The sequence below is a fragment of the Microbacterium esteraromaticum genome (assembly GCF_900163815.1).
Taxonomy (GTDB): Bacteria; Actinomycetota; Actinomycetes; order Actinomycetales; family Microbacteriaceae; genus Microbacterium; species Microbacterium esteraromaticum_B.
In genome coordinates, this window is the sequence record NZ_FUKO01000023.1 from 117,299 (window position 1) to 135,996 (window position 18,698).

The 18,698-nt window shown below is 66.9% G+C and carries 17 protein-coding genes and 1 pseudogene; 9 read left to right on the plus strand and 9 right to left on the minus strand.

Annotated features, from left to right (window positions below):
• Positions 1-36: 36 nt before the first annotated feature.
• The 3 genes from FM104_RS10715 to FM104_RS10725 all read right to left on the minus strand — a co-directional run bounded on the left by FM104_RS10715 (position 37) and on the right by FM104_RS10725 (position 2,726).
• Complete coding sequence (locus tag FM104_RS10715; protein WP_087132233.1) at positions 37-1,002, minus strand: DUF559 domain-containing protein; 966 nt, start codon at positions 1,000-1,002, stop codon at positions 37-39.
• A 114-nt stretch (positions 1,003-1,116) separates the two neighbouring features.
• On the minus strand, positions 1,117-1,884 hold the full coding sequence (locus FM104_RS10720; protein WP_087132234.1) for an SDR family NAD(P)-dependent oxidoreductase: 768 nt from the start codon (positions 1,882-1,884) through the stop codon (positions 1,117-1,119).
• A complete protein-coding gene (locus FM104_RS10725) occupies positions 1,866-2,726 on the minus strand; it encodes a fumarylacetoacetate hydrolase family protein (RefSeq protein ID WP_087132235.1) in 861 nt (286 codons plus the stop codon). Before FM104_RS10725 ends, FM104_RS10720 begins: the two co-directional genes overlap by 19 nt.
• Before the next feature lie 120 nt (positions 2,727-2,846).
• On the opposite strand from FM104_RS10725, the gene FM104_RS10730 reads away from it, so the two are divergent.
• Positions 2,847-4,142, plus strand: coding sequence for an L-fuconate dehydratase (locus tag FM104_RS10730; RefSeq protein WP_087132236.1), 1,296 nt, complete (start codon positions 2,847-2,849; stop codon positions 4,140-4,142).
• Entirely contained in the window at positions 4,129-5,091 is a 963-nt protein-coding gene (locus tag FM104_RS10735; RefSeq protein ID WP_087132237.1) for an aldo/keto reductase, read from the plus strand. The genes FM104_RS10730 and FM104_RS10735 overlap by 14 nt, the downstream gene beginning before the upstream one ends.
• Positions 5,092-5,106: 15 nt before the next feature.
• On the opposite strand, the gene FM104_RS10740 is transcribed toward FM104_RS10735, so the two are convergent.
• Entirely contained in the window at positions 5,107-5,982 is an 876-nt protein-coding gene (locus tag FM104_RS10740; RefSeq protein WP_087132238.1) for a sugar phosphate isomerase/epimerase family protein, read from the minus strand.
• Positions 5,983-6,215: 233 nt separating this feature from the next.
• Between FM104_RS10740 and FM104_RS16760 the strand changes: the two are divergent.
• From FM104_RS16760 to FM104_RS10755, 4 genes and pseudogenes are all read left to right on the plus strand, one after another.
• Positions 6,216-6,666: pseudogene (locus FM104_RS16760) on the plus strand (ATP-binding cassette domain-containing protein); the annotation flags it as partial.
• 417 nt (positions 6,667-7,083) lie between these two features.
• Entirely contained in the window at positions 7,084-7,722 is a 639-nt protein-coding gene (locus tag FM104_RS16765; protein ID WP_256971622.1) for an ATP-binding cassette domain-containing protein, read from the plus strand.
• A complete protein-coding gene (locus tag FM104_RS10750) occupies positions 7,719-8,750 on the plus strand; it encodes an ABC transporter permease (protein ID WP_087132239.1) in 1,032 nt (343 codons plus the stop codon). The genes FM104_RS16765 and FM104_RS10750 overlap by 4 nt, the downstream gene beginning before the upstream one ends.
• Positions 8,751-8,899: 149 nt before the next feature.
• Entirely contained in the window at positions 8,900-9,898 is a 999-nt protein-coding gene (locus FM104_RS10755; protein ID WP_087132240.1) for an ABC transporter substrate-binding protein, read from the plus strand.
• A 172-nt stretch (positions 9,899-10,070) separates the two neighbouring features.
• Here FM104_RS10755 and FM104_RS10760 read toward each other — a convergent pair whose 3' ends face one another.
• From FM104_RS10760 to xylB, 4 genes are read right to left on the minus strand one after another with little or no spacing between them, the layout of a single operon-like run.
• Positions 10,071-11,024, minus strand: a complete 954-nt coding sequence (locus FM104_RS10760; protein ID WP_087132241.1) for a phosphotriesterase family protein — start codon at positions 11,022-11,024, stop codon at positions 10,071-10,073.
• Positions 11,024-11,965, minus strand: coding sequence for a shikimate dehydrogenase family protein (locus tag FM104_RS10765; protein WP_087132242.1), 942 nt, complete (start codon positions 11,963-11,965; stop codon positions 11,024-11,026). Before FM104_RS10765 ends, FM104_RS10760 begins: the two co-directional genes overlap by 1 nt.
• Entirely contained in the window at positions 11,962-12,918 is a 957-nt protein-coding gene (locus tag FM104_RS10770; RefSeq protein ID WP_256971621.1) for an NAD(P)-dependent oxidoreductase, read from the minus strand. Before FM104_RS10770 ends, FM104_RS10765 begins: the two co-directional genes overlap by 4 nt.
• On the minus strand, positions 12,918-14,408 hold the full coding sequence (gene xylB / locus FM104_RS10775) for a xylulokinase (protein ID WP_087132244.1): 1,491 nt from the start codon (positions 14,406-14,408) through the stop codon (positions 12,918-12,920). The genes FM104_RS10770 and xylB overlap by 1 nt, the downstream gene beginning before the upstream one ends.
• Before the next feature lie 85 nt (positions 14,409-14,493).
• Here xylB and FM104_RS10780 point away from each other — a divergent pair, with 85 nt between their 5' ends.
• Complete coding sequence (locus FM104_RS10780; RefSeq protein WP_087132281.1) at positions 14,494-15,090, plus strand: glucose-6-phosphate isomerase family protein; 597 nt, start codon at positions 14,494-14,496, stop codon at positions 15,088-15,090.
• A 461-nt stretch (positions 15,091-15,551) separates the two neighbouring features.
• Here FM104_RS10780 and FM104_RS10790 read toward each other — a convergent pair whose 3' ends face one another.
• On the minus strand, positions 15,552-16,229 hold the full coding sequence (locus tag FM104_RS10790) for an alpha-ketoglutarate-dependent dioxygenase AlkB (RefSeq protein ID WP_087132245.1): 678 nt from the start codon (positions 16,227-16,229) through the stop codon (positions 15,552-15,554).
• 119 nt (positions 16,230-16,348) lie between these two features.
• On the opposite strand from FM104_RS10790, the gene FM104_RS10795 reads away from it, so the two are divergent.
• The gene (locus FM104_RS10795) at positions 16,349-17,011 is read left to right on the plus strand and encodes a GntR family transcriptional regulator (RefSeq protein ID WP_087132246.1); all 663 of its coding nucleotides are present in this window, start codon (positions 16,349-16,351) and stop codon (positions 17,009-17,011) included.
• A gap of 37 nt (positions 17,012-17,048) precedes the next feature.
• Positions 17,049-18,575, plus strand: coding sequence for an MmgE/PrpD family protein (locus FM104_RS10800; protein WP_087132247.1), 1,527 nt, complete (start codon positions 17,049-17,051; stop codon positions 18,573-18,575).
• The last annotated feature ends 123 nt before the right edge of the window (positions 18,576-18,698 follow it).

Here is an 18,698-nt window from a genome sequence, read left to right on the forward strand (position 1 = left end):
ATGGGGCGGCACGTATTGCGACCGGAGCGTCAGCGGTCAGGCGCCCAAAGCGCTTCGGATGCGGGAGATCAGCTCGTCCGGACGGTGAAAGAGCGTGCTGGTCACCTCGATCACCGTCCAGCCGGCTGCGCGCAGCGCCGCGATTCGTTCGACATCGGCGGCGTAGCGCTCGTGATGCAGCGTGCCCTGGTATTCGATCGCGACTTTGAGATGCGGGTAGGCGAGGTCCACGCAGCCGAGAAAGCGTCCCTGCTGGTCGTACACGTCGTGGTTCAGGAATGGCTCGGGAAGGCCTGCGAGCACAATGCGGCAGCGCAGCATCGATTCTCGAGGAGACCAGGAGTCTTCGCGGATCAGTTCGACCGCTTCACGCAGCCTGGCGATACCGACGCGGCGACCATTCGCGATCGTCGCATGCAGCTCGGCGATGGTGCTCCATGGAGCCTTGCCGACGTCTTTCCTGCCCGGACCTGCGCGATGTGCGCGGCAGAAATAGTCGCCGAGGGCGACGAGATCGGTCAGGTCCCAGGCGCCCATCTGCGCCCACGCGATCGCCGGTGACACGGCGACGATACTCCGGTGGCGCAGTCCCGCGGCGTCGGCTCGGATGCGGTGTCCCTGTACCCCCACGGCGCGCACGAGCGGACCAGTTCCCCTCGTGCTGACATGCACGGGCAGCGATCGCCCGTCGACCGGCTCGCCCTCGGCGATCACGAGAGGGAGTGGGCCGCCGTACAGCGCGATCGCGCTCTCGTGGCTGAGGAACTGATCCGATTTCAGACGTGGGGCGTACTCCAGGGCGCGGATGCGACGTTCCGCGCGCTGTCGCTGGAAGGGATCATCGTCTTCGTCCAGGACCCCCTCGCCTGTTGAGCGGACGCCGTGGAACGGGCGATGCAGATCGGCGCGGTGGAGGCGTCCGCGGTTGACGCCTGCTGCGGCGGCATCCCGCACGGTGAAGCGCGCACCGAGTGCTGGTGGGAGCGGGCGTGGTCGCGGCATCCGCCAACGATGGCATCTTCTTCGTGTCTGCCGATGCGGTTATCCACAGCCCGCCCCGGAGACGCCGTTCCGGTCGCAATCCCTCCCGCTGCGCGGCGCGGATGCTGAGACGGGCTACTCCGAGCGGAGGCGCAGGGCGGCCATGCCGCCGTCGACCTCGATGAACGTGCCGGTGGTCGAACCCGACGCGGGGCTCACCAGGTACAGCACCGCGGCGGCGACCTCGTCGGGCGACACCAGCCGGCCGTGCGGCTGGCGGGCCTGCAGCGCGGCGCGCTCGGCGGCGGGGTCGGCGGCGGAATCGAGCAGTCGCCCGACCCAGGGGGTGTCGGCGGTGCCGGGGTTCACGGCGTTGACGCGGATGCCCTCGCGCAGGTGATCAGCGGCCATCGCGCGGGTGAGCGACGAGACGGCCCCCTTCGACGCGGAGTACAGCGCCCGCTGCGGCAGCCCGGTGGTCGAGGCGATGGATGCCGTATTGCAGACCGCCGCCGACGGCGACTTCCGCAGCCAGGGGAGTGCCGCCGATGTCACCCTGGCGATCCCGGTGACGTTGATCGAGAGCACGCGCGCCCACTCGTCGTCGTCGTTCGCGCTGACGTCGCCCTGCGCGCCAATGCCGGCGTTGTTGATGACGATGTCGATGCGCCCGAAGCGCTCCGCGACCCCGGCGACAGCAGCATCGACCGATGCGCGATCCGAGACGTCAGCGGTGAAGGCGGCGAACCGCTCATCCGCGCCGGTGGTATCGCGGTCGAGCACGCCGATCTGCGCACCCTCGTCGTGCAGCTTCGCGGCGATGGCCGCACCGATCCCCGAGGCGCCGCCGGTGACGATCGCGACGAGCCCTTCCATCTGCCCGCTCACTTGGACGCCTCCCATGCGACGAACTCCTGGCGCTGGTGGCCGAGGCCCTCGATCTCGATATCGACGACATCGCCGGCCTTCAGGTACGGGAACTTCCCGCCGAAGGCGACGCCCTGCGGCGTGCCGGTGAGGATGAGGTCACCCGGCTCGAGCGTGACGTACTGCGAGAGGTGGTGCACGATGGTGCGCACGTCGAAGATCATGTCGTTCGTGTTGGAGTCCTGGCGGTCCTCGCCGTTCACCCAGCTGCGCAGACGCAGGTTGTCGACGTCGACCTCGTCGGGAGTGACGAGCCACGGGCCGGTCGGGTTGAAGCCGAAGGCGATCTTGCCCTTCGACCACTGGCCGCCGGAGACCTCCATCTGGAACGCCCGCTCGGAGACGTCGTTCGCGACGACGTAGCCCGCGATGTGGGCGTCGGCCTCGTCGGCCGAGTCGAGATAGGCTGCGCGCTTGCCGATGACGATGCCGAGCTCGACCTCCCAGTCGGTCTTATCGCTGCCCCGGGGGATGGTGACGGTGTCGTTCGGGCCGATCACGGTGTTCGGCGTCTTCAGGAACAGGATCGGCACGGTGGGCGGCTCAGAACCAGACTCGCGTGCGTGCGCGGCGTAGTTCTGGCCGATGCAGACCACGGCGCTGGGACGAGCGATCGGGGCGCCGATGCGCAGGGTGTCGGCGTTCTCCAGCACGGGGAGGGATCCGGCATTCAGCGCGGCCTGAGTGCGCCCGGCCGGATCGTCGGCGAGAAACTCGCCATTCACATCGGATGTCACGGAACGCAGATCGAACGTGTGGTCTCCGTCGATGACAACCGGAATCTCGCTTCCAGACTCGCCAAGGCGCGCGAACTTCATGGTTCTCCTTATCGTCGTTGAAGCGGATGCTATCGCAGCGGCCGCCGTTGACAGTATAGACATCGGATGTTTACACTCCAAGTGTCTGCGTCTTATTTTCTGACGCACCGAAGGAGCATAGTGAGCCGCATCACCGCGCTGGATACCAGCGACATCCGCTTTCCCACGTCTTTGAGCCTCGACGGCTCGGATGCCATGAACCCGGATCCGGACTATTCCGCCGCGTACGTGATCGTGCGCACCGACGCCGAAGACGGCATCGAGGGGCACTCCTTCGTGTTCACGATCGGGCGCGGCAACGATGTGCAGGTCGCAGCGATCGCGGCGCTTGCCGATCACCTCGTGGGTCGCGAACTCGAGCCGCTGCTGGATGACATGGGCGGCATCTTCCGCGAGATCATCGGCGACTCGCAGCTGCGCTGGCTCGGCCCGGAGAAGGGCGTCATGCACATGGCCATCGGCGCCGCGATCAATGCGCTGTGGGACATCAAGGCCAAGCGCGCCGGGCTGCCGCTGTGGCAGCTGCTGGCGCGGATGAGCCCGGAGGAGATCGTCGATCTCGTCGACTTCCGCTATCTGACCAACGCGCTCACCCGCGACGAGGCGCTGGAGATCCTGCGCGCCGCCGTGCCTGGTCGTGCCGAACGCGAGCAGGAGCTGCTCGCCACCGGCTACCCGGGCTACACGACCAGCCCCGGGTGGCTGGGCTACTCCGATGAGAAGCTCGAGCGGCTGGCCCGTGAGGCGATGGCCGACGGCTTCACCCAGATCAAGCTCAAGGTCGGCGCCGACCTCGACGACGATATCCGCCGCTTCCGCAAGGCCCGCGAGGTCTGCGGACCCGACTTCCCGATCGCGATTGATGCCAACCAGCGCTGGGAGGTCTCAGAGGCGATCGAATGGGTGAACGCGCTCGCCGAGTTCAACCCCGCCTGGATCGAGGAGCCCACGAGCCCCGACGACATTCTCGGGCATGCCGAGATCGCGCGCGGCGTCGCACCGATCCGCGTCGCCACCGGCGAGCACGCGCAGAACCGGATGATCTTCAAGCAGCTGCTGCAGGCGAATGCTATCGAGGTCATGCAGATCGACTCGGTGCGCGTGGCGGGCGTGAACGAGAACATCGCCAACCTGCTGCTGGCCGCGAAGTTCGGTGTTCCGGTGTGCCCGCACGCCGGCGGTGTCGGTCTGTGCGAGGCCGTGCAGCACCTGTCGATGTTCGACTTCGTCGCCATCACGGGTACCCGCGAAGGCCGTCTGATCGAGTTCGTCGACCACCTGCACGAGCACTTCGTCGTTCCCACCGACATTCAGGGCGGCTCCTACATGGCTCCGACCGAGCCGGGCACCAGCATGGAGATGAAGGCCGCGAGCATCGCGAAGTTCACCTGGAAGGGACAGCATGTCATCGACTGAGCTGACCATGCCCGCGCTCGGCTACGGCGCCGCGAACGTCGGAAACCTGTTCCGCGAGCTCAGCGACGACGAAGCGTGGGCGATTCTCGAAGCGGCGTGGAACGCCGGCATCCGCTATTTCGACACGGCTCCGCACTACGGGCTGGGGCTGTCGGAGAAGCGCCTCGGTGCCTTCCTGCAGACCAAGCCGCGCGACGAGTTCGTGCTGTCGACGAAGGTCGGGCGCCTGCTGCGACCCAACCCGGAGTACGACGGTGGACTCGACACCGACAACGACTTCCACGTGCCGAACGACCGGCGCCGCGTGTGGGACTTCAGCGAAGCGGGCATCCGTGCCAGCATCGCCGAGTCGCAGGAGCGACTCGGGATCGAGAAGATCGACCTGCTGTACCTGCACGATCCCGAGCGGCACGACCTCGCGCTCGCGCTCGCCGAGGCATTCCCTGCGCTTGAGAAGGTGCGGACAGAAGGGCTCGTCACGGCCGTGGGGATCGGGGCGATGGCATCGGATGCTCTGGCCCGGGCGGTCCGAGAAGCCGACCTCGACATCATCATGGTCGCCGGTCGCTACACGCTGCTCGAGCAGCCGGCTGCGGCTGATGTGATCCCTGCGTGCGAGGCACGTGATACCGGAATCGTCGCGGCATCCGTCTTCAACTCGGGGCTGCTCGCGCAGAGCGAGCCGCGCCGTGATGGACGGTACGAGTACGGTCAGCTTCCGGAGGAGCTGTGGGATCGACTCGTGCGGATCGCGGAGGTCTGCAAGGAGCACGATGTGCCGCTGCCGGCTGCTGCCATCCAGTTCCCACTGCGGGCAGCATCCGTCCGCGCGGTGGTCGTCGGCGGCAGCCGCCCTGCGCAGCTGCAGCAGAACGCCGACTATGCGGCGCTGGAGATTCCCGAGGAGCTCTGGGCGAATCTCGCCGCCGAGGCCCTGATCCCCGGCTGATACCGGGGGCAGGGGTCAGTGGCGGTCGATCGTCCGGACAGCGTGCAGGCCGTCGCGGATGAAGCGGTTCGCGTGCGCGGCGAGGTCGTCGGAGTCCTCCCAGAGGTTGCGCCAGATGCCCAGGGTGTGGCTGAGCTGAGCGCTGACGACGGCCGAGGAGAACGACTCGAAGACGATCGGGCCGTCGTACTGGACGTCATGCAGTGCGCGGAAGAAGGTGGGGAAGTCGACGGTGCCGGTGCCCAGGTATCCGCGATGGCTCTCGCCGATGTGCACGTAGCCGAGCTTGCCGGCAGCCGCGACATCGTGCACCGGCTGGAACAGATCCGACTCCTCGATGTTCATGTGGTACGTGTCCAGATGCACCGAGATGTCGTCGCGGCCGATGCCGTCCACGAACCCGAGCGCGCCGCGGCCGGTGTTGAAGATGTTCGATTCGTAGCGATTCACGACTTCCAGCGACAAGCGGATGCCGTGGGCCGAAGCCTTCTCGGCAAGGCGCGCGAGCGCCGCCTGGCTGTTGGCGATACCGCGTTCGGTCGACGGCGCCATGTACTTGCGCATCGCGGAGTAGATGACGCCGCAGAGCATGTCACCGCCCATGACCGCGACATGCTCGAGGCAACGCTCGAGAGCGTCCTCTCCTGCGGCAACGACCTTCGAGTCCTCGCTGCTCAGGTCGGTGTCGGCGGTCAAGCCGAGTGAAGATGAGACAGCGAGATCGTTGTCTGCGAGCATCCGCGCGGCCAGTGCAGAGTCGAACCCCTGCAGATCCATCAGCGGAATCTCGATCAGGTCGAAGCCTGCGTTCTTCGTGCCTTCGATCGCACGGCGAAGGCCTGGTTCATTGAACTGCCCGGAGAAGACGAGTCCGTGTGCGCCGATCTGCATGAATGCTCTCCTTCGAGGGTGACGCGCGTGTGCGCGAACACGAGACGGAACGCCCCGATATCAAGATGTTATTACAAGTCGGCTACGGTTGTAGTTACAAGTCTGTACATCGGGCTGCTGGTTGGTTACATTTATCTACAACTTGCGCCGAACGCGTCGCAGGCGCACAATTGATCCGATGTTTAAACATCGGTTCGCCGAAAGCAATAACCTTCGAGGGAGTAGGTGCTGGCATGAGTGATCCCATCCTCAGGGTGCAGGGAATCAGCAAGGGGTTCCCCGGTGTGCAAGCGCTCAAGGATGTCGATCTCGAGGTGCGAGCGGGCGAGGTGCTCGTGCTCGTCGGCGAGAACGGTGCCGGCAAGTCGACGCTGATGAAGATCCTTTCGGGTATCTACACGCGTGACGAGGGCACGATCACCTTCGAGGGCGAGCCGGTCGAGTTGACCAGCCCACTGCAGGCGCAGCAGCTCGGCATCACGATCATCCACCAGGAATTGAACATGATGCCCGACCTCACCGTCGCGCAGAACATCTTCATCGGTCGTGAGCCCGACGGCAGGGCCCTTCCTCTCGGAGCGCGCCCTGAACCGGCAGACCTCCGATCTGCTCACGCGTTTGAAGATCAAACTCGACCCACGCAAGCTCGTCGGCGACCTGACTGTCGCCGAGCAGCAGATGGTTGAGATCGCCAAGGCGCTCTCTTTCAACGCCAAGGTGCTGATCATGGATGAGCCCACTTCAGCGCTCACCGACACCGAGGTCGAGACCCTGTTCGTACTCATCGAGCAGCTCAAGGCAAGCGGCACCGGCATCGTCTACATCTCGCACCGCATGGATGAGTTGCGCCGCCTCGCCGACCGGGTGAGCGTGCTCCGTGATGGCGCCTACATCGGCTCGCTCGAGCAGAGCGAGATCAGTGTTCCCAAGATCATCGAGATGATGGTCGGCCGTGCGATCGACGAGGGCACCCGCCCGACCGCCCGCGATCACGCGAACGATCCGATCGTGCTCGACGTGCAGGGCCTGTCGACCAAGGCGCTCCTCAAGGACGTCTCCTTCCAGCTGCACAAGGGCGAGATCCTCGGCTTCGCCGGTCTCATGGGCGCCGGCCGCACCGAGACCGCACGAGCCGTCATCGGCGCAGACCATAAGGACAGCGGCACCGTCAGCATCGGCGGGCGCCCCGTGCGCATCCGTCAGCCAGAGGATGCCGTCAAGCGCGGCATCGGCTACCTCTCCGAGGACCGTAAGCTCCTCGGACTCATGCTCGAACAGGACGTCACCTTCAACACGGTGCTCGCCTCGCTCGACTCCTACGCCAATGCGATCGGCTGGATGGGTGATCGCAAGGCCAAGACCCGCACGAAGGAATACGTGCAGCAGCTGCGCGTGAAGACGCCTTCGGTGAACCAGGTCGTGAAGCTGCTCTCGGGCGGCAACCAGCAGAAGGTCGTCATCGCCCGGTGGCTGATGCGCGACTGCGACATCCTCATCTTCGACGAACCGACCCGAGGGATCGATGTCGGGGCGAAAGAGGAGATCTACCGTCTGATGCAGCAGCTCGCTGATTCAGGAAAGTCCATCATCGTCATCTCGTCGGAACTGCCCGAGATCCTCCGCGTCGCGAACCGCATCGCCGTGTTCGCGAACGGACAGATCACCGGCACGCTCCGCAACGAGGAAGCCAGCCAGGAGAAGATCATGCAGCTTGCCGCACACGGGGAGGAAGACGAATGAGCAACCCACAGCAATCCGGTTCGACCACCACGGTCGTCCAGCAGGCGGTCTCGGAGAACACCGACAAGCGCGACGTCAGCGGGATGCTGAAGCGTCAGCTGCAGCAGTCGCTCGCCTTCGGCACCCTCGTCGTCCTCGTGCTGATCTTCTCGATCGCGAGCCCCAACTTCTTCACCTTCAGCAACATCGCCTCGGTGCTGCTGTCGACCGCGGTGATCGGCATCCTCGCCCTCGGCACCACCTTCGTGATCATCACCGGCGGCATCGACCTGTCGCTCGGTACCGGCATGGCGCTGTGCGCCGTGATGACCGGCGTGTTCATCACGAACATGGGGCTGCCCATCTGGGTCGGCGTTCTCGGCGGCATCGCGACGGGTGTGCTCATGGGCCTCGTCAACGGCGTGAACGTCACGTACCTTCGCCTTCCCCCGTTCATCGCCACGCTGGCGATGATGATGATCGCCGGCGGTCTCGCCCTCGTCATCTCGGGAGTCGCCCCGATCTACTTCTCGACGTCGGCGCCGAGCTTCAAGCTCATCGCGCTCGGAACGATCATCCCCGGCATCCCGAACGCCGTGCTGGTCACCGCTCTGCTCGCCATCATCGCCTTCGTCGTGCTGTCGCGGACGCTGCTGGGCCGGTACACCTTCGCGATCGGGTCGAACGAAGAGGCCACCCGCCTCTCGGGCGTCAACACGCGCCGCTGGACGATCTTCGTCTACATGCTCTCCGGTGCCTTCACCGGAGTCGCGGGCATCATCATCGCCTCGCGGCTCGACTCCGCTCAGCCGCAGATCGGCATGGGCTACGAGCTGCAGGCCATCGCCGCCGTCATCATCGGCGGCACCTCGCTGCTCGGCGGCCGCGGCTCGATCATCGGCACCGTGATCGGTGCGCTGATCATGAGCGTGCTCGTCAACGGTCTCAGCATCCTGTCGATCAAGACCGAATGGCGCGACATCGTCATCGGAATCGTCGTCCTGATCGCCGTGTTCTTCGACTCGCTGCGCAACCGCCAGCGAACGTGATCTTCGGATCGGCGGCCGCCCGCCACCGATCCGATCGGCTTCGGCCGAACCCGCGGAGCGATCCGCACCGGCACACACCACCGGAGTATCCCGTCCCAAAAATCACCGTCGGCCGCGAGGTCGACATCACACAGAACAATGGAGTTTCCATGCGATTTGGTAAGAAGACCGCATTCGTCGCGCTCGCCGCGGCCTCCGCGCTCATCTTCGCCGGCTGCTCAGGCAGCGGCGTCATCGACGAAGGCGCCGGCAACGGCGGCGATGGGGCGAGTCAGGACGGCGAAGTGTACGTCGCCCTCGTCTCGAAGGGCTTCCAGCACCAGTTCTGGCAGGCCGTGAAGAAGGGCGCAGAGCAGAAGGCTGAGGAGCTCGGCGTGCGCGTCACGTTCGAGGGTCCGGCCGCCGAGACCGAGATCACCCAGCAGCTCGAGATGCTCACCACGGCGATCGCGCAGAACCCGGATGCCATCGGCTACGCCGCTCTGGACCCCGAGGCATGCGTTGCTCCGCTGGAGCAGGCTAAGGCCAAGGACATCCCGGTCGTTTACTTCGACGCACCCTGCAACGGCGACGTGGGCCTCAGCCTCGCAGCCACCGACAGCAAGGTTGCCGGCGCGCTGGCCGCCGAGCACATGGCCGACCTGATCGGCGGCGAGGGCGAGGTCGCTATCGTCGGTCACTCGCAGATCAACTCGACTGGTGTCGAGCGTCGTGACGGCTTCGTCGACAAGATCGAGGCTGACTACCCGAACATCAAGATCGTCGACATCCAGTACGGCGACGGCGACCACCTGAAGTCGGCGGACATTGCCAAGGCCATGATCGCCGCGCACCCGAACCTCAAGGGCCTGTACGGCACCAACGAGGGCTCGGCCATCGGCATCGTGAACGCCGCCAACGAGCTCGGCCTGGCAAAGGGCAAGCTCACCATCATCGGCTCGGGCGCAGCCCAGATCAAGGCGATCAAGGAGGGCCTGATGGCCGGCGCCATCACCCAGGACCCGATCGGCATCGGCGCCCGCACCGTGGAGTCGGCTGTCGCTGCAGCCAAGGGCGAGAAGCTCGACGAGTTCTACGACACCGGCTCGTACTGGTACGACGCCACCAACATCAACGACCCGAAGATCGCTGCAGTTCTGTACGAGTGATCTGACAGTTCCGGAACGGGCTCCTCACCTTCGGGTGGGGGCCGGTTTCTGGCTCTGCGCACTTTACAGTCTGGGGGCTGACACTCCAGATGTCGGACCGAATGGCGCAAACCGTCCGACATCTGGCGTGTCGGCCCCCAAAGTGTGGCGGGTTGGGGCCGTGGCCGGTCCGCTAGGCGCTCAGGGTCAGCAGACGTGCGGGGTTGTCGACCAGCATCCGATCGACAGCGTCATCGCCGATGAGCGAGCGCAGGCGCGGAACGTACCGCTCTCCGAGGTAGGCGAGGCCGGGCATGCCGCCGTAGGCGATGTAGCGGGTGCTGCGGGCGACATCGCCGCCCAGCACGATCCGGTCGCCGGCGCTGGCCACGACGGCCGCGGTGAGCTCCAGCAGACGCGCATCGCTGTGCGTGCGGGGGCGGGCGAACCCGTCGTAGCCGAGGTAGGCACCGCGCTCGGCGAGCGAGAGGTGCAACCCGGCATCCGGGTCGCGATCGGCATGCGCGAGCACGACGCGATCGGATGCCACGCCCGCCGTCTCCAGCAGATCGAGCACCTCGTGGGAGGCCGTGCAGAACTCCAGGTGCACCATGACCGGGGCGCCGGTCGCGCGGTGTGCCTGTGCCAGCGCATCCAGTGTCGTGCGTTCGAAATCGCTGATGCGCCAGTAGTCGATGCCGCCCTTCAGCATCCCGGCCCGCACCGGGTCGCCGGCGTCGGTCAGAGCGCGTGCGCCCTCGGGTGCGGCATCATCGGCGGGCATGCCCTCGAGCACATCGGCCGTGAACAGCGCGGCCAAGCGGGGTGAATCCCACTGCCGGGTCGGATGATCCGCAGCGTAGTGCGCCTCACGGTGGCGTCCGGTGGTCGCGACCACGCTCAGTCCGGTCGCCGCGCTGATCCGCGCGAGACCGGCAGCATCCCGCCCGACCCCGAACGGCGTCGCGTCGACCATCGCTTCGAAGCCGCTCGCCTTCAGCAGCGCAGCTTCTGCTCCCGAAGCATCCTCATCGTCGAGCTCGTCGCCGACCAGCAGCGGTGAGACCTGAAACAGGTGCTCGTGGTAGTTCACACGTCCGAGCGAGGCCGGGTCGACATCGCCCAGGACCGTGCGAACCGCAGACATCAGCGCACCGACTCCGCAGCATCCGCCAACTGCTCGACGATCGCGGGGGTGAGTGAGATCTCGAAGACATCGGCGACGACCTGCGACCAGCCGTGGATGAAGTAGCGCCAGCCATCGACGACCTGCAGCGAGCGGGCCTCCTGCTGGGCGCGTGCCTGGTGCAGGAACTCCAGCGAGCCGCGGTAGTTGAACTCCCACACCCAGGCGTTCTCGGGGTAGACGACAGCATCCGTGAGCGGCGAGCCGGGTGCATCCTTGCCGAGACCCGTCGCGTTGGCGATCACTGAGCCGGCGGGAGCGGCGGCAACGATGGCATCCGCTTCTTCCGGGGTGTCCGTCACCACGTAGCGGATCAGGTCTTCCCGCGTGCCGTGCTGCCGGTGCACCTCGCGCAGGTGATCGAGCTTGTCCTGCGAGCGGGCGGTGACCGTCACGCGCGACGGTGCGTCGGCGCGCTCGGCGAGGGCCCAGCTGAGCGCCGTGCCCGAGCCGCCGGCGCCGAGAATGACGACCTCGGCGCCGGTGCGCGCGAAGTGCTCGGCGGGCAGGAAGTCGTTCAGCGCGAGGTCGACCGTGATCGGGTCCTTCGCGCGGCCGATCAGCTTCTCACCGCGCTTGGAGATGCTGGAGATCTCGGAGCACGAGACGGCGAAGGGGTCGAGTTCGTCGAACAGATCGGATGCCGCAGTGAAGACGTTCATCTTGTGCGTGGTGACCAGGGCGCCGCGGTGATGCGGGTTGTCACGGATCTGCTCGACCATCGCCCGGTACTGCGCCGGGTCGGCATCCATCGGCAGATCGTGCCCGACGAGCGTGCGGGTGGGCAGGCGGAGGATGTCGGCCCACAGCGGGAATACCTTCATGATCGACGACGAGCCGGTGGTGACGCCGACGAAGCCCATGCAGTCTGCCTGCAGGGCGTCGGAAGAGGTGGCGGTCATGCTGTTCTCCTGACGGGGTAGCGGGGGTCGTCGCCACGCAGAACGGCGATCACGTCGTCGAGCGACATGCGCCCCATGTTGTCGACGGCCTGGGTGGTCTGCGCGCCGAGGTGAGGGGTCACGATGACACGGTCGGCGAGTTCATCGTCCAGCAGCGGGCTGTTGCTCGCGGCGGTATCGCCGTCGAGCGTATCGGCGGCGTAGCCGGCGAGAGAGCCGTCGGCGAGGGCCGCGGCGACGGCATCCTCATCGATCAGGTCCGGGCGGGCGGTGTTGACGAGGATGGTGCCGAGGCGCATCTCGGCGAGGCGGGCGGCATCGACCAGCTGCTGGCCACCCGGCGCGTGCAGCGTGATGACGTCGGCCGTGCGGAAGAGGTCGTCGAGCTCGAGTGGTTCCGCACCGGCCGCGCGCACGCGCTCGTCAGGAAGGAACGGATCGGATGCCACGATGCGCGGCCCGAAACCGCCCAGCCGTGCGGCGACGCCCTGTCCGATCCGGCCGAAGCCGACGATGCCGACTGTCGCAGCTCCCAGCTCGCGACCTCGCCTGACCGACCAGTCTCCGTCGCGCACCCGTCGGTCACCATCGGGAATGGTGCGCAGCGCTGCCAGCATCAGCCCGACGGCGTGATCAGCGACGGCGGCCGCATTCGCGCCGGGAGTGTTCGTGACGAGGATGCCCCGGTCAGCGGCCGCATCGAGGTCGACCGCCTCGACACCGACACCGTAGCGGGCGATGATCTTCAGTTTCGGGGCGACGTCGAGGTGCTCGGCTGTGACGGCGCCGGTGCCGGCGATCCATGCATCCGCACCGTGCAGCAGAGGGCGCAGCTCGGCGAGGTCGTGGTGCGCCGGGCCGCGCATGATGCGGTGCCCAGCATCGTTCGCCCGGGTGACGAGGTCGAGGTCGCCGTCTGAGAAGGAGCGGCTTGTGACGAGGATGACAGCCATCAGCGTGGCCTTCCTGCGAACCATGGCGCCAGCGCCGTGTACGCATCGGTGAACCGAGAGTGCCGGGTGAGGTAGCGGGCGTGCCGATCGGCATCCGGGGTGAACTCCGCCGTGACCTCGCTCAGCGCGCGCGCGGCAGAGAACTCGGCGAGCCCGAGGCCGACCGCGCCAGTGATCGCGGCGCCCAGGCTGTTGGCCTCGCCCACAATCGTGCGCCGCCTGACCGGCACACCCCAGACATCGGCGAGCACCGACAGATACGCGTCGCTCTGCGCGCCGCCGCCGACTGCGTCGATGCGGTCGATCGTCGCTCCCGACTCGCGGAATGCATGGATGCCGGTGAGGAGGTTGAAGGCGGTGCCTTCTAGGACAGCACGCATGAGGTGTGCGCGAGTGTGGTGGCGGCCCAGGCCGACGAACGCGCCGCGCGCATCCGGATCCCAGATCGGTGAGCGCTCGCCGAGGAGGTAGGGCAGGAAGTAGAGGTCTTCGGTGTCGATGTCCTCAGTGGCCTCGGCCGTGAGGCGTCCGGTCTCGGGGCGGGCCGGGTCAGGAGAGAGCGCCTCGGCGATCCATTGCACCGATGCGCCGCCGGCCTGCATCGTGGCGGTGGGCACGAACCGATTCGGCACCACGTTGTTGAAGCTGAAGGTGCGCATCTGCGGGTCGTGCAGCGGCGCATTCGCCGCGAACGAGATCCACGAGCTGGTGCCCAGGCACACATAGGCGCCGTCTTCGGGTGCGACGATGCCGGAGCCGACGGCCGCCATCGGGCCGTCTCCGCCGCCCATCACGACGCGCACGCCGGTGTGCAGGCCGAGGGCTTCGGCCGCAGTTGTGGTCAGAGCGCCCGCGATTGCGGTGGCCTCGAGGATCTCCGGGAACAGTGAGCGGTCGAGGCGAGCGGCGGAGAGCACCTCATCCGACCAGTCGCCGGCGAGTTGGTCGTAGGCGTTCGTGCCGGAGGCATCCGATCTGTCCGTCGCCAGACGCCCGGTCAAGCGCTGCACGATGAAGTCCTTCGCAACGCACACGCGGCGCACACGCGCCCAGACGTCGGGCTCGTTGTCGCGAACCCACATGACTTTCTCGACCGAGTAGGTGGGGTTCAGGCGGTGGCCGAGCACGCGGTAGGCATGCTCGGCTCCGAGTGCATCTTCGAGCTGGCGCTGCTGCGCGCCGGATCGGGTGTCGGCCCAGATGATTGCGGGGCGTGCGGGCTCGCCATCGGCATCCAGCAGCACGGCGCCCATCATCTGGCCGCTCACGACTAGACCGGTGATCTCGCTCGGCGCGGTCTCGGTGCGTGCGAGCAGGTCACGGGTGGCGCGCACCACGGCATCCCACCAGTCCTGCGGGTTCTGCTCGGCGACGCCGCCGGCGGCGAAGTGCGCGGGGTACGGCACGGTGACGGATGCGACCAGCCGGCCATCATCGCTGTGCAGCGATGCCTTGTTGCCGGTGGTGCCGAGGTCGTGGGCGATGATCACAGTTCGTACCTGTCGGATTATCGGATCGGGTCGCTTTGGAGTATACCTGTAATTACAAGTTAGCAGGAGGCCTATCGTGAGCACCATGCCCACCCTTGACACCCCCGTCACTCTGACGATCTCGCCCGACGGCGGCATCGACGGACGCTCCCGCCGGTACGAGAAGTTTCTCGGCGACATGGCGGGCGTCTATCGCGATGCCGAGGCGTGGCAGGCGGCCGTCAGCGCGCGCGGCGCGGACGAACTTGTGTATTGGGTGGACGACCACCGCTATCAAGAGGGCCCTGGTGCGCTCATCGTCGGCACCAGCACGCTGCTGCCAGGCCGCATCGGCGATGAGTTCGCCGTGACCCGAGGCCACCTGCACGCCATCGCCGACCGGGCCGAGCTCTACCACTGCCTCAGCGGCCACGGCGTGATGCTGCTGGAGACGGTCGACGGACAGTCCATGGCGGTCGAGCTCACCCCGGGCAAGGCTGTGAACGTTCCGGGCCACTGGATTCACCGCAGCGTGAACGTGGGCGACGAGCCGTTCGTGACACTGTTCTGCTACGCGGCCGATGCGGGTCAGGATTACGCCCTGATTGCGGATGCTGGAGGCATGAAGAGCCTCGTCGTCGCCGATGGTGACGGGTGGATGCTCACTCCGAACCCCGACCACACCGGCTACCGGAAGGCCTGACGGCTTCTTCGGGGTCATTCGCCTGCTCTGGTTTGCCTTGAGTCAGTTCTGCTTCAAGGGTCGCGAATGGCTGCGTCCCACTCTCGGAAACGGCGGATCGGGGCACTGTCTCGGGCGGTGGGCTCGCGCCGCGCGCTGACGGCTTCGATCAGCCGCGTTCGTACGTCGAGGTCGACTCGATCGATGACACGATCGCCGCGGCGAAAGCGGCGGGGGCGACCGTGGATGCCGAGAAGCAGGCGATCACCGGCACCAGCTCGTGGGCGGTGATCGTAGACCCCGACGGAAACAAGATCGGCCTGTTCGAGGGGATGGTCGGGGAGTGAGTGCGAACTGGAGCAGATCGACCTGAACGCCTCAGAACGGTACGAGCGCGGGCTCGGGCTCATATTTCAAGTATGAACAGGGCCACCGACATTGCCTTCGGGCGAGTGGCAGATCGCACGCAGGAACACCGCGATTCAGCCCTCGGCCGTCCAGGGCTGCAACCCGCTCACGCGAAGCGTGACGTTCACGCGTCCGGTCAGCCCTAAAAATGCCGGGGAGGTGCCCGCGAAAACCTTCGTCACACCGTGATAGGCCATCCGTGCTTCGCGACCGAATACGAAGAGATCGCCGCTCTCCAGCCGCACATCGTCGTAGGGTTTGGTCCGCGACTCGTTGTTGCCGAATCGGAACCGACAGGCATCGCCGAGGGTGAGGGAGACGACCGGGTCTCGTGCGGTCTCTTCTTGATCGCGGTGCATGCCCATCTGCGCGCTGCCGTCGTAGAAGTTGATCACCGCGACGTCGTAGTCTCCGGAGAGTTCATGGTCAGAGCCATACGCCTCTGCGACCGCTCTGCGGGCGAGAACGTTGAGGAAGACCGGAAAAGGCTTGACCGGAGCCCCGTCGCCATCGATGGCGTTCTTCGTGTACCGGTAGGGAACCCAATGCCACCCCAGACAGACCTGGCGCGCACTCATCTTGCCGCCACCCGGCGTGCGAACTTCACGCAATCCAGCGGGGGGCCTCGCCCACTCGCGGCACATCGCCAGCAGATCCCTCTGCGCATCGGCATCCAGCCAATCCGGAACATGCACCGCGCCCGGTCGCAACTCGGCTCTCTCGCGGTCGAACGAAAGCTCATCCTGCGGCATGCGTCGAGCATAACGCCGTGGCGGCGCGCGCAGGCAGATCTGCTCACCTTATGTATACGCAATGGTCAGAAATGTCGCATCCACTGGCTTTCCTGGCCCGCTGTGTATACGCTGACGGTATGAGCGTCGTCGTCGATCGGGTCCGCGCGGGTGATCGCGCGTACGTCACGCTGCTCGAAGAGATCCAGTCCGGCGCCCTGCCCGCTGGTGCCGTTCTGGCCGAGGTCGAGCAGTCCGAGCGCCTCGGGGTCAGCCGGACCCCCATGCGCGAAGCGCTGCGGCGACTGGTCGCCGAAGGGCTCGCCGTGCAGCAATCGCCGCGAGTCACCGTCGTCGCTGGCCTCGATGCTTCCGACATCCGCGCGCTGTTCGAGATCCGCCGGGCACTCGAAGAGAGCTCGGCCCGACTCGCCGCCGAGCGAGGGGATGCTGCCGCCTTCGCCGCACTCGCCGATGAGTTCGCGCACGTCGACCTGGCCCGTGCCGAAGGGCGCGACGCGTACTACGCGCTGATAGCCCGCTTCGACACCGTCCTCGACGCCGCCGTCGGCAACGACTACCTCAGCTCGGCGCTGCGCACCGTGCGCACGCACCTCGTGCGGGTGCGGCGGATGGCCCGTGACAAGCCGGAGCGCCTGGCAGCATCCGCCTCCGAACACCGCCTCATCGCGCGCGCTCTCGCCGACCGCGACGCCGACCTCGCCGCGCACGCCACGCACGTGCACCTGCACAACGCGCTCGACAGCATCCTCGAATCACTCCAGAGCCCCGCTCTCACGTGATCCAGCCCACGAACTCCGCTCCGAACGAAGGAATACGATGACCGTCAACCACCACGTCCGCGTCTACCGCTCCGAAGAAGACCTGCCCCGCGAGAACCAGCTCGCGTGGAAGATCGCCGAGGTCGCCACCGATTCCGTCGAGGTCGAGGCCGACGTCGTCGACATGATCATCAACCGCATCATCGACAACGCGTCGGTCGCTGCGGCATCGCTCACCCGCGCACCGATCAACGCCGCCCGCGCACAGGCGTTCGCGCACCCCGTCTCCACCGGCGGCAAGGGCGCCACCGTCTTCGGCGCCGCGCTCGACGAGCACACCAGCCCCGAATGGGCCGCGTGGGCCAACGGCGTCGCCGTGCGCGAGCTCGACTACCACGACACCTTCCTCGCGGCCGACTACTCGCACCCCGGTGACAACATCCCGCCGATCCTCGCCGTCGCCCAGCACGTCGGCAGCGACGGCCAGGCACTGGTGCGCGGCCTCGCGACCGGTTACGAGATCCAGGTCGACCTGGTCAAGGCCATCTGCCTGCACAAGCACAAGATCGACCACGTCGCCCACCTCGGACCCTCCGCCGCCGCAGGCATCGGAACGCTCCTCGGTCTCGACGCCGAGACCATCTACCAGGCCGTGTCGCAGGCGCTGCACACGACCACCGCGACCCGTCAGAGCCGCAAGGGCGAGATCTCGACCTGGAAGGCACACGCCCCGGCCTTCGCCGGCAAGATGGCCGTCGAAGCCGTCGACCGTGCGATGCGCGGCCAGACCTCCCCGTCGCCGATCTATGAAGGCGAAGACGGTGTCATCGCCTGGATGCTGGACGGCCCGGACGCCGCCTACGACGTGCCGCTGCCCGCCGCTGGCGAGGCCAAGCGCGCCATCCTCGACACGTACACGAAGGAGCACTCGGCCGAGTACCAGGCGCAGGCCTGGATCGACCTCGCCCGCAAGCTGCACGGCGAGCGCCCCGAGCTCGGCGACCCGGCGAACATCGAGAGCATCGTGCTGCACACGTCGCACCACACGCACTATGTGATCGGCTCCGGCGCCAACGACCCGCAGAAGTACGACCCCACGGCCTCGCGCGAGACGCTCGACCACTCGATTCCGTACATCTTCGCTGTCGCGCTGCAGGACGGCAGCTGGCACCACGTCGACTCCTACGCTCCTGAGCGCGCGGCCCGCGAGGACACCGTGGCGCTGTGGCAGAAGATCAGCACGCTCGAAGACGCGGAGTGGACCCGCCGCTACCACTCGCTCGACATCAGCGAGAAGGCATTCGGTGGTCGGGTGGAGATCACGCTGACCGACGGCACGAAGGTGGTCGATGAGATCGCCGTCGCCGACGCGCACCCGCTCGGCGCTCGTCCGTTCGCCCGCGAGAACTACATCAACAAGTTCCGCGTCCTCGCGGAGCCCGTGCTCGAGGCTGCCGAGATCGAGCGCTTCCTCGAGCTCGTCCAGCGCCTGCCCGAGCTGACCGCCGCCGAGGTCGCTGAGCTGTCGATCATCGCGAAGCCGGGACTTCTGGCATCCGCCCCCGCCCCTGCCGGACTGTTCTGATGGGTGCGCCGTCGACCATGTCTCAGAAGCGGCGCGAGCGCGGCGAGCGGACCCGCGCATTCTGGGACACGCTTGCGGGGCATGTCTCAGAAAAGGCCGGTGTGAGCAGACGGAACCCACCGT

Bases quoted from the DNA above. Each gene is read 5' to 3' on its own strand.
- FM104_RS10725 (WP_087132235.1), bottom strand. From the start codon at position 2,726: ATGAAGTTCGCGCGCCTTGGCGAGTCTGGAAGCGAGATTCCGGTTGTC.
- FM104_RS10770 (WP_256971621.1), bottom strand. From the start codon at position 12,918: ATGGCTGTCATCCTCGTCACAAGCCGCTCCTTCTCAGACGGCGACCTC.
- FM104_RS16765 (WP_256971622.1), top strand. From the start codon at position 7,084: ATGGGCGCCGGCCGCACCGAGACCGCACGAGCCGTCATCGGCGCAGAC.
- FM104_RS10790 (WP_087132245.1), bottom strand. From the start codon at position 16,229: ATGCCGCAGGATGAGCTTTCGTTCGACCGCGAGAGAGCCGAGTTGCGA.
- FM104_RS10760 (WP_087132241.1), bottom strand. From the start codon at position 11,024: ATGTCTGCGGTTCGCACGGTCCTGGGCGATGTCGACCCGGCCTCGCTC.
- FM104_RS10800 (WP_087132247.1), top strand. From the start codon at position 17,049: ATGACCGTCAACCACCACGTCCGCGTCTACCGCTCCGAAGAAGACCTG.
- FM104_RS10795 (WP_087132246.1), top strand. From the start codon at position 16,349: ATGAGCGTCGTCGTCGATCGGGTCCGCGCGGGTGATCGCGCGTACGTC.
- FM104_RS10740 (WP_087132238.1), bottom strand. From the start codon at position 5,982: ATGCAGATCGGCGCACACGGACTCGTCTTCTCCGGGCAGTTCAATGAA.
- FM104_RS10715 (WP_087132233.1), bottom strand. From the start codon at position 1,002: ATGCCGCGACCACGCCCGCTCCCACCAGCACTCGGTGCGCGCTTCACC.
- FM104_RS10780 (WP_087132281.1), top strand. From the start codon at position 14,494: ATGCCCACCCTTGACACCCCCGTCACTCTGACGATCTCGCCCGACGGC.
- FM104_RS10765 (WP_087132242.1), bottom strand. From the start codon at position 11,965: ATGACCGCCACCTCTTCCGACGCCCTGCAGGCAGACTGCATGGGCTTC.
- FM104_RS10735 (WP_087132237.1), top strand. From the start codon at position 4,129: ATGTCATCGACTGAGCTGACCATGCCCGCGCTCGGCTACGGCGCCGCG.
- FM104_RS10720 (WP_087132234.1), bottom strand. From the start codon at position 1,884: ATGGGAGGCGTCCAAGTGAGCGGGCAGATGGAAGGGCTCGTCGCGATC.
- FM104_RS10755 (WP_087132240.1), top strand. From the start codon at position 8,900: ATGCGATTTGGTAAGAAGACCGCATTCGTCGCGCTCGCCGCGGCCTCC.
- FM104_RS10750 (WP_087132239.1), top strand. From the start codon at position 7,719: ATGAGCAACCCACAGCAATCCGGTTCGACCACCACGGTCGTCCAGCAG.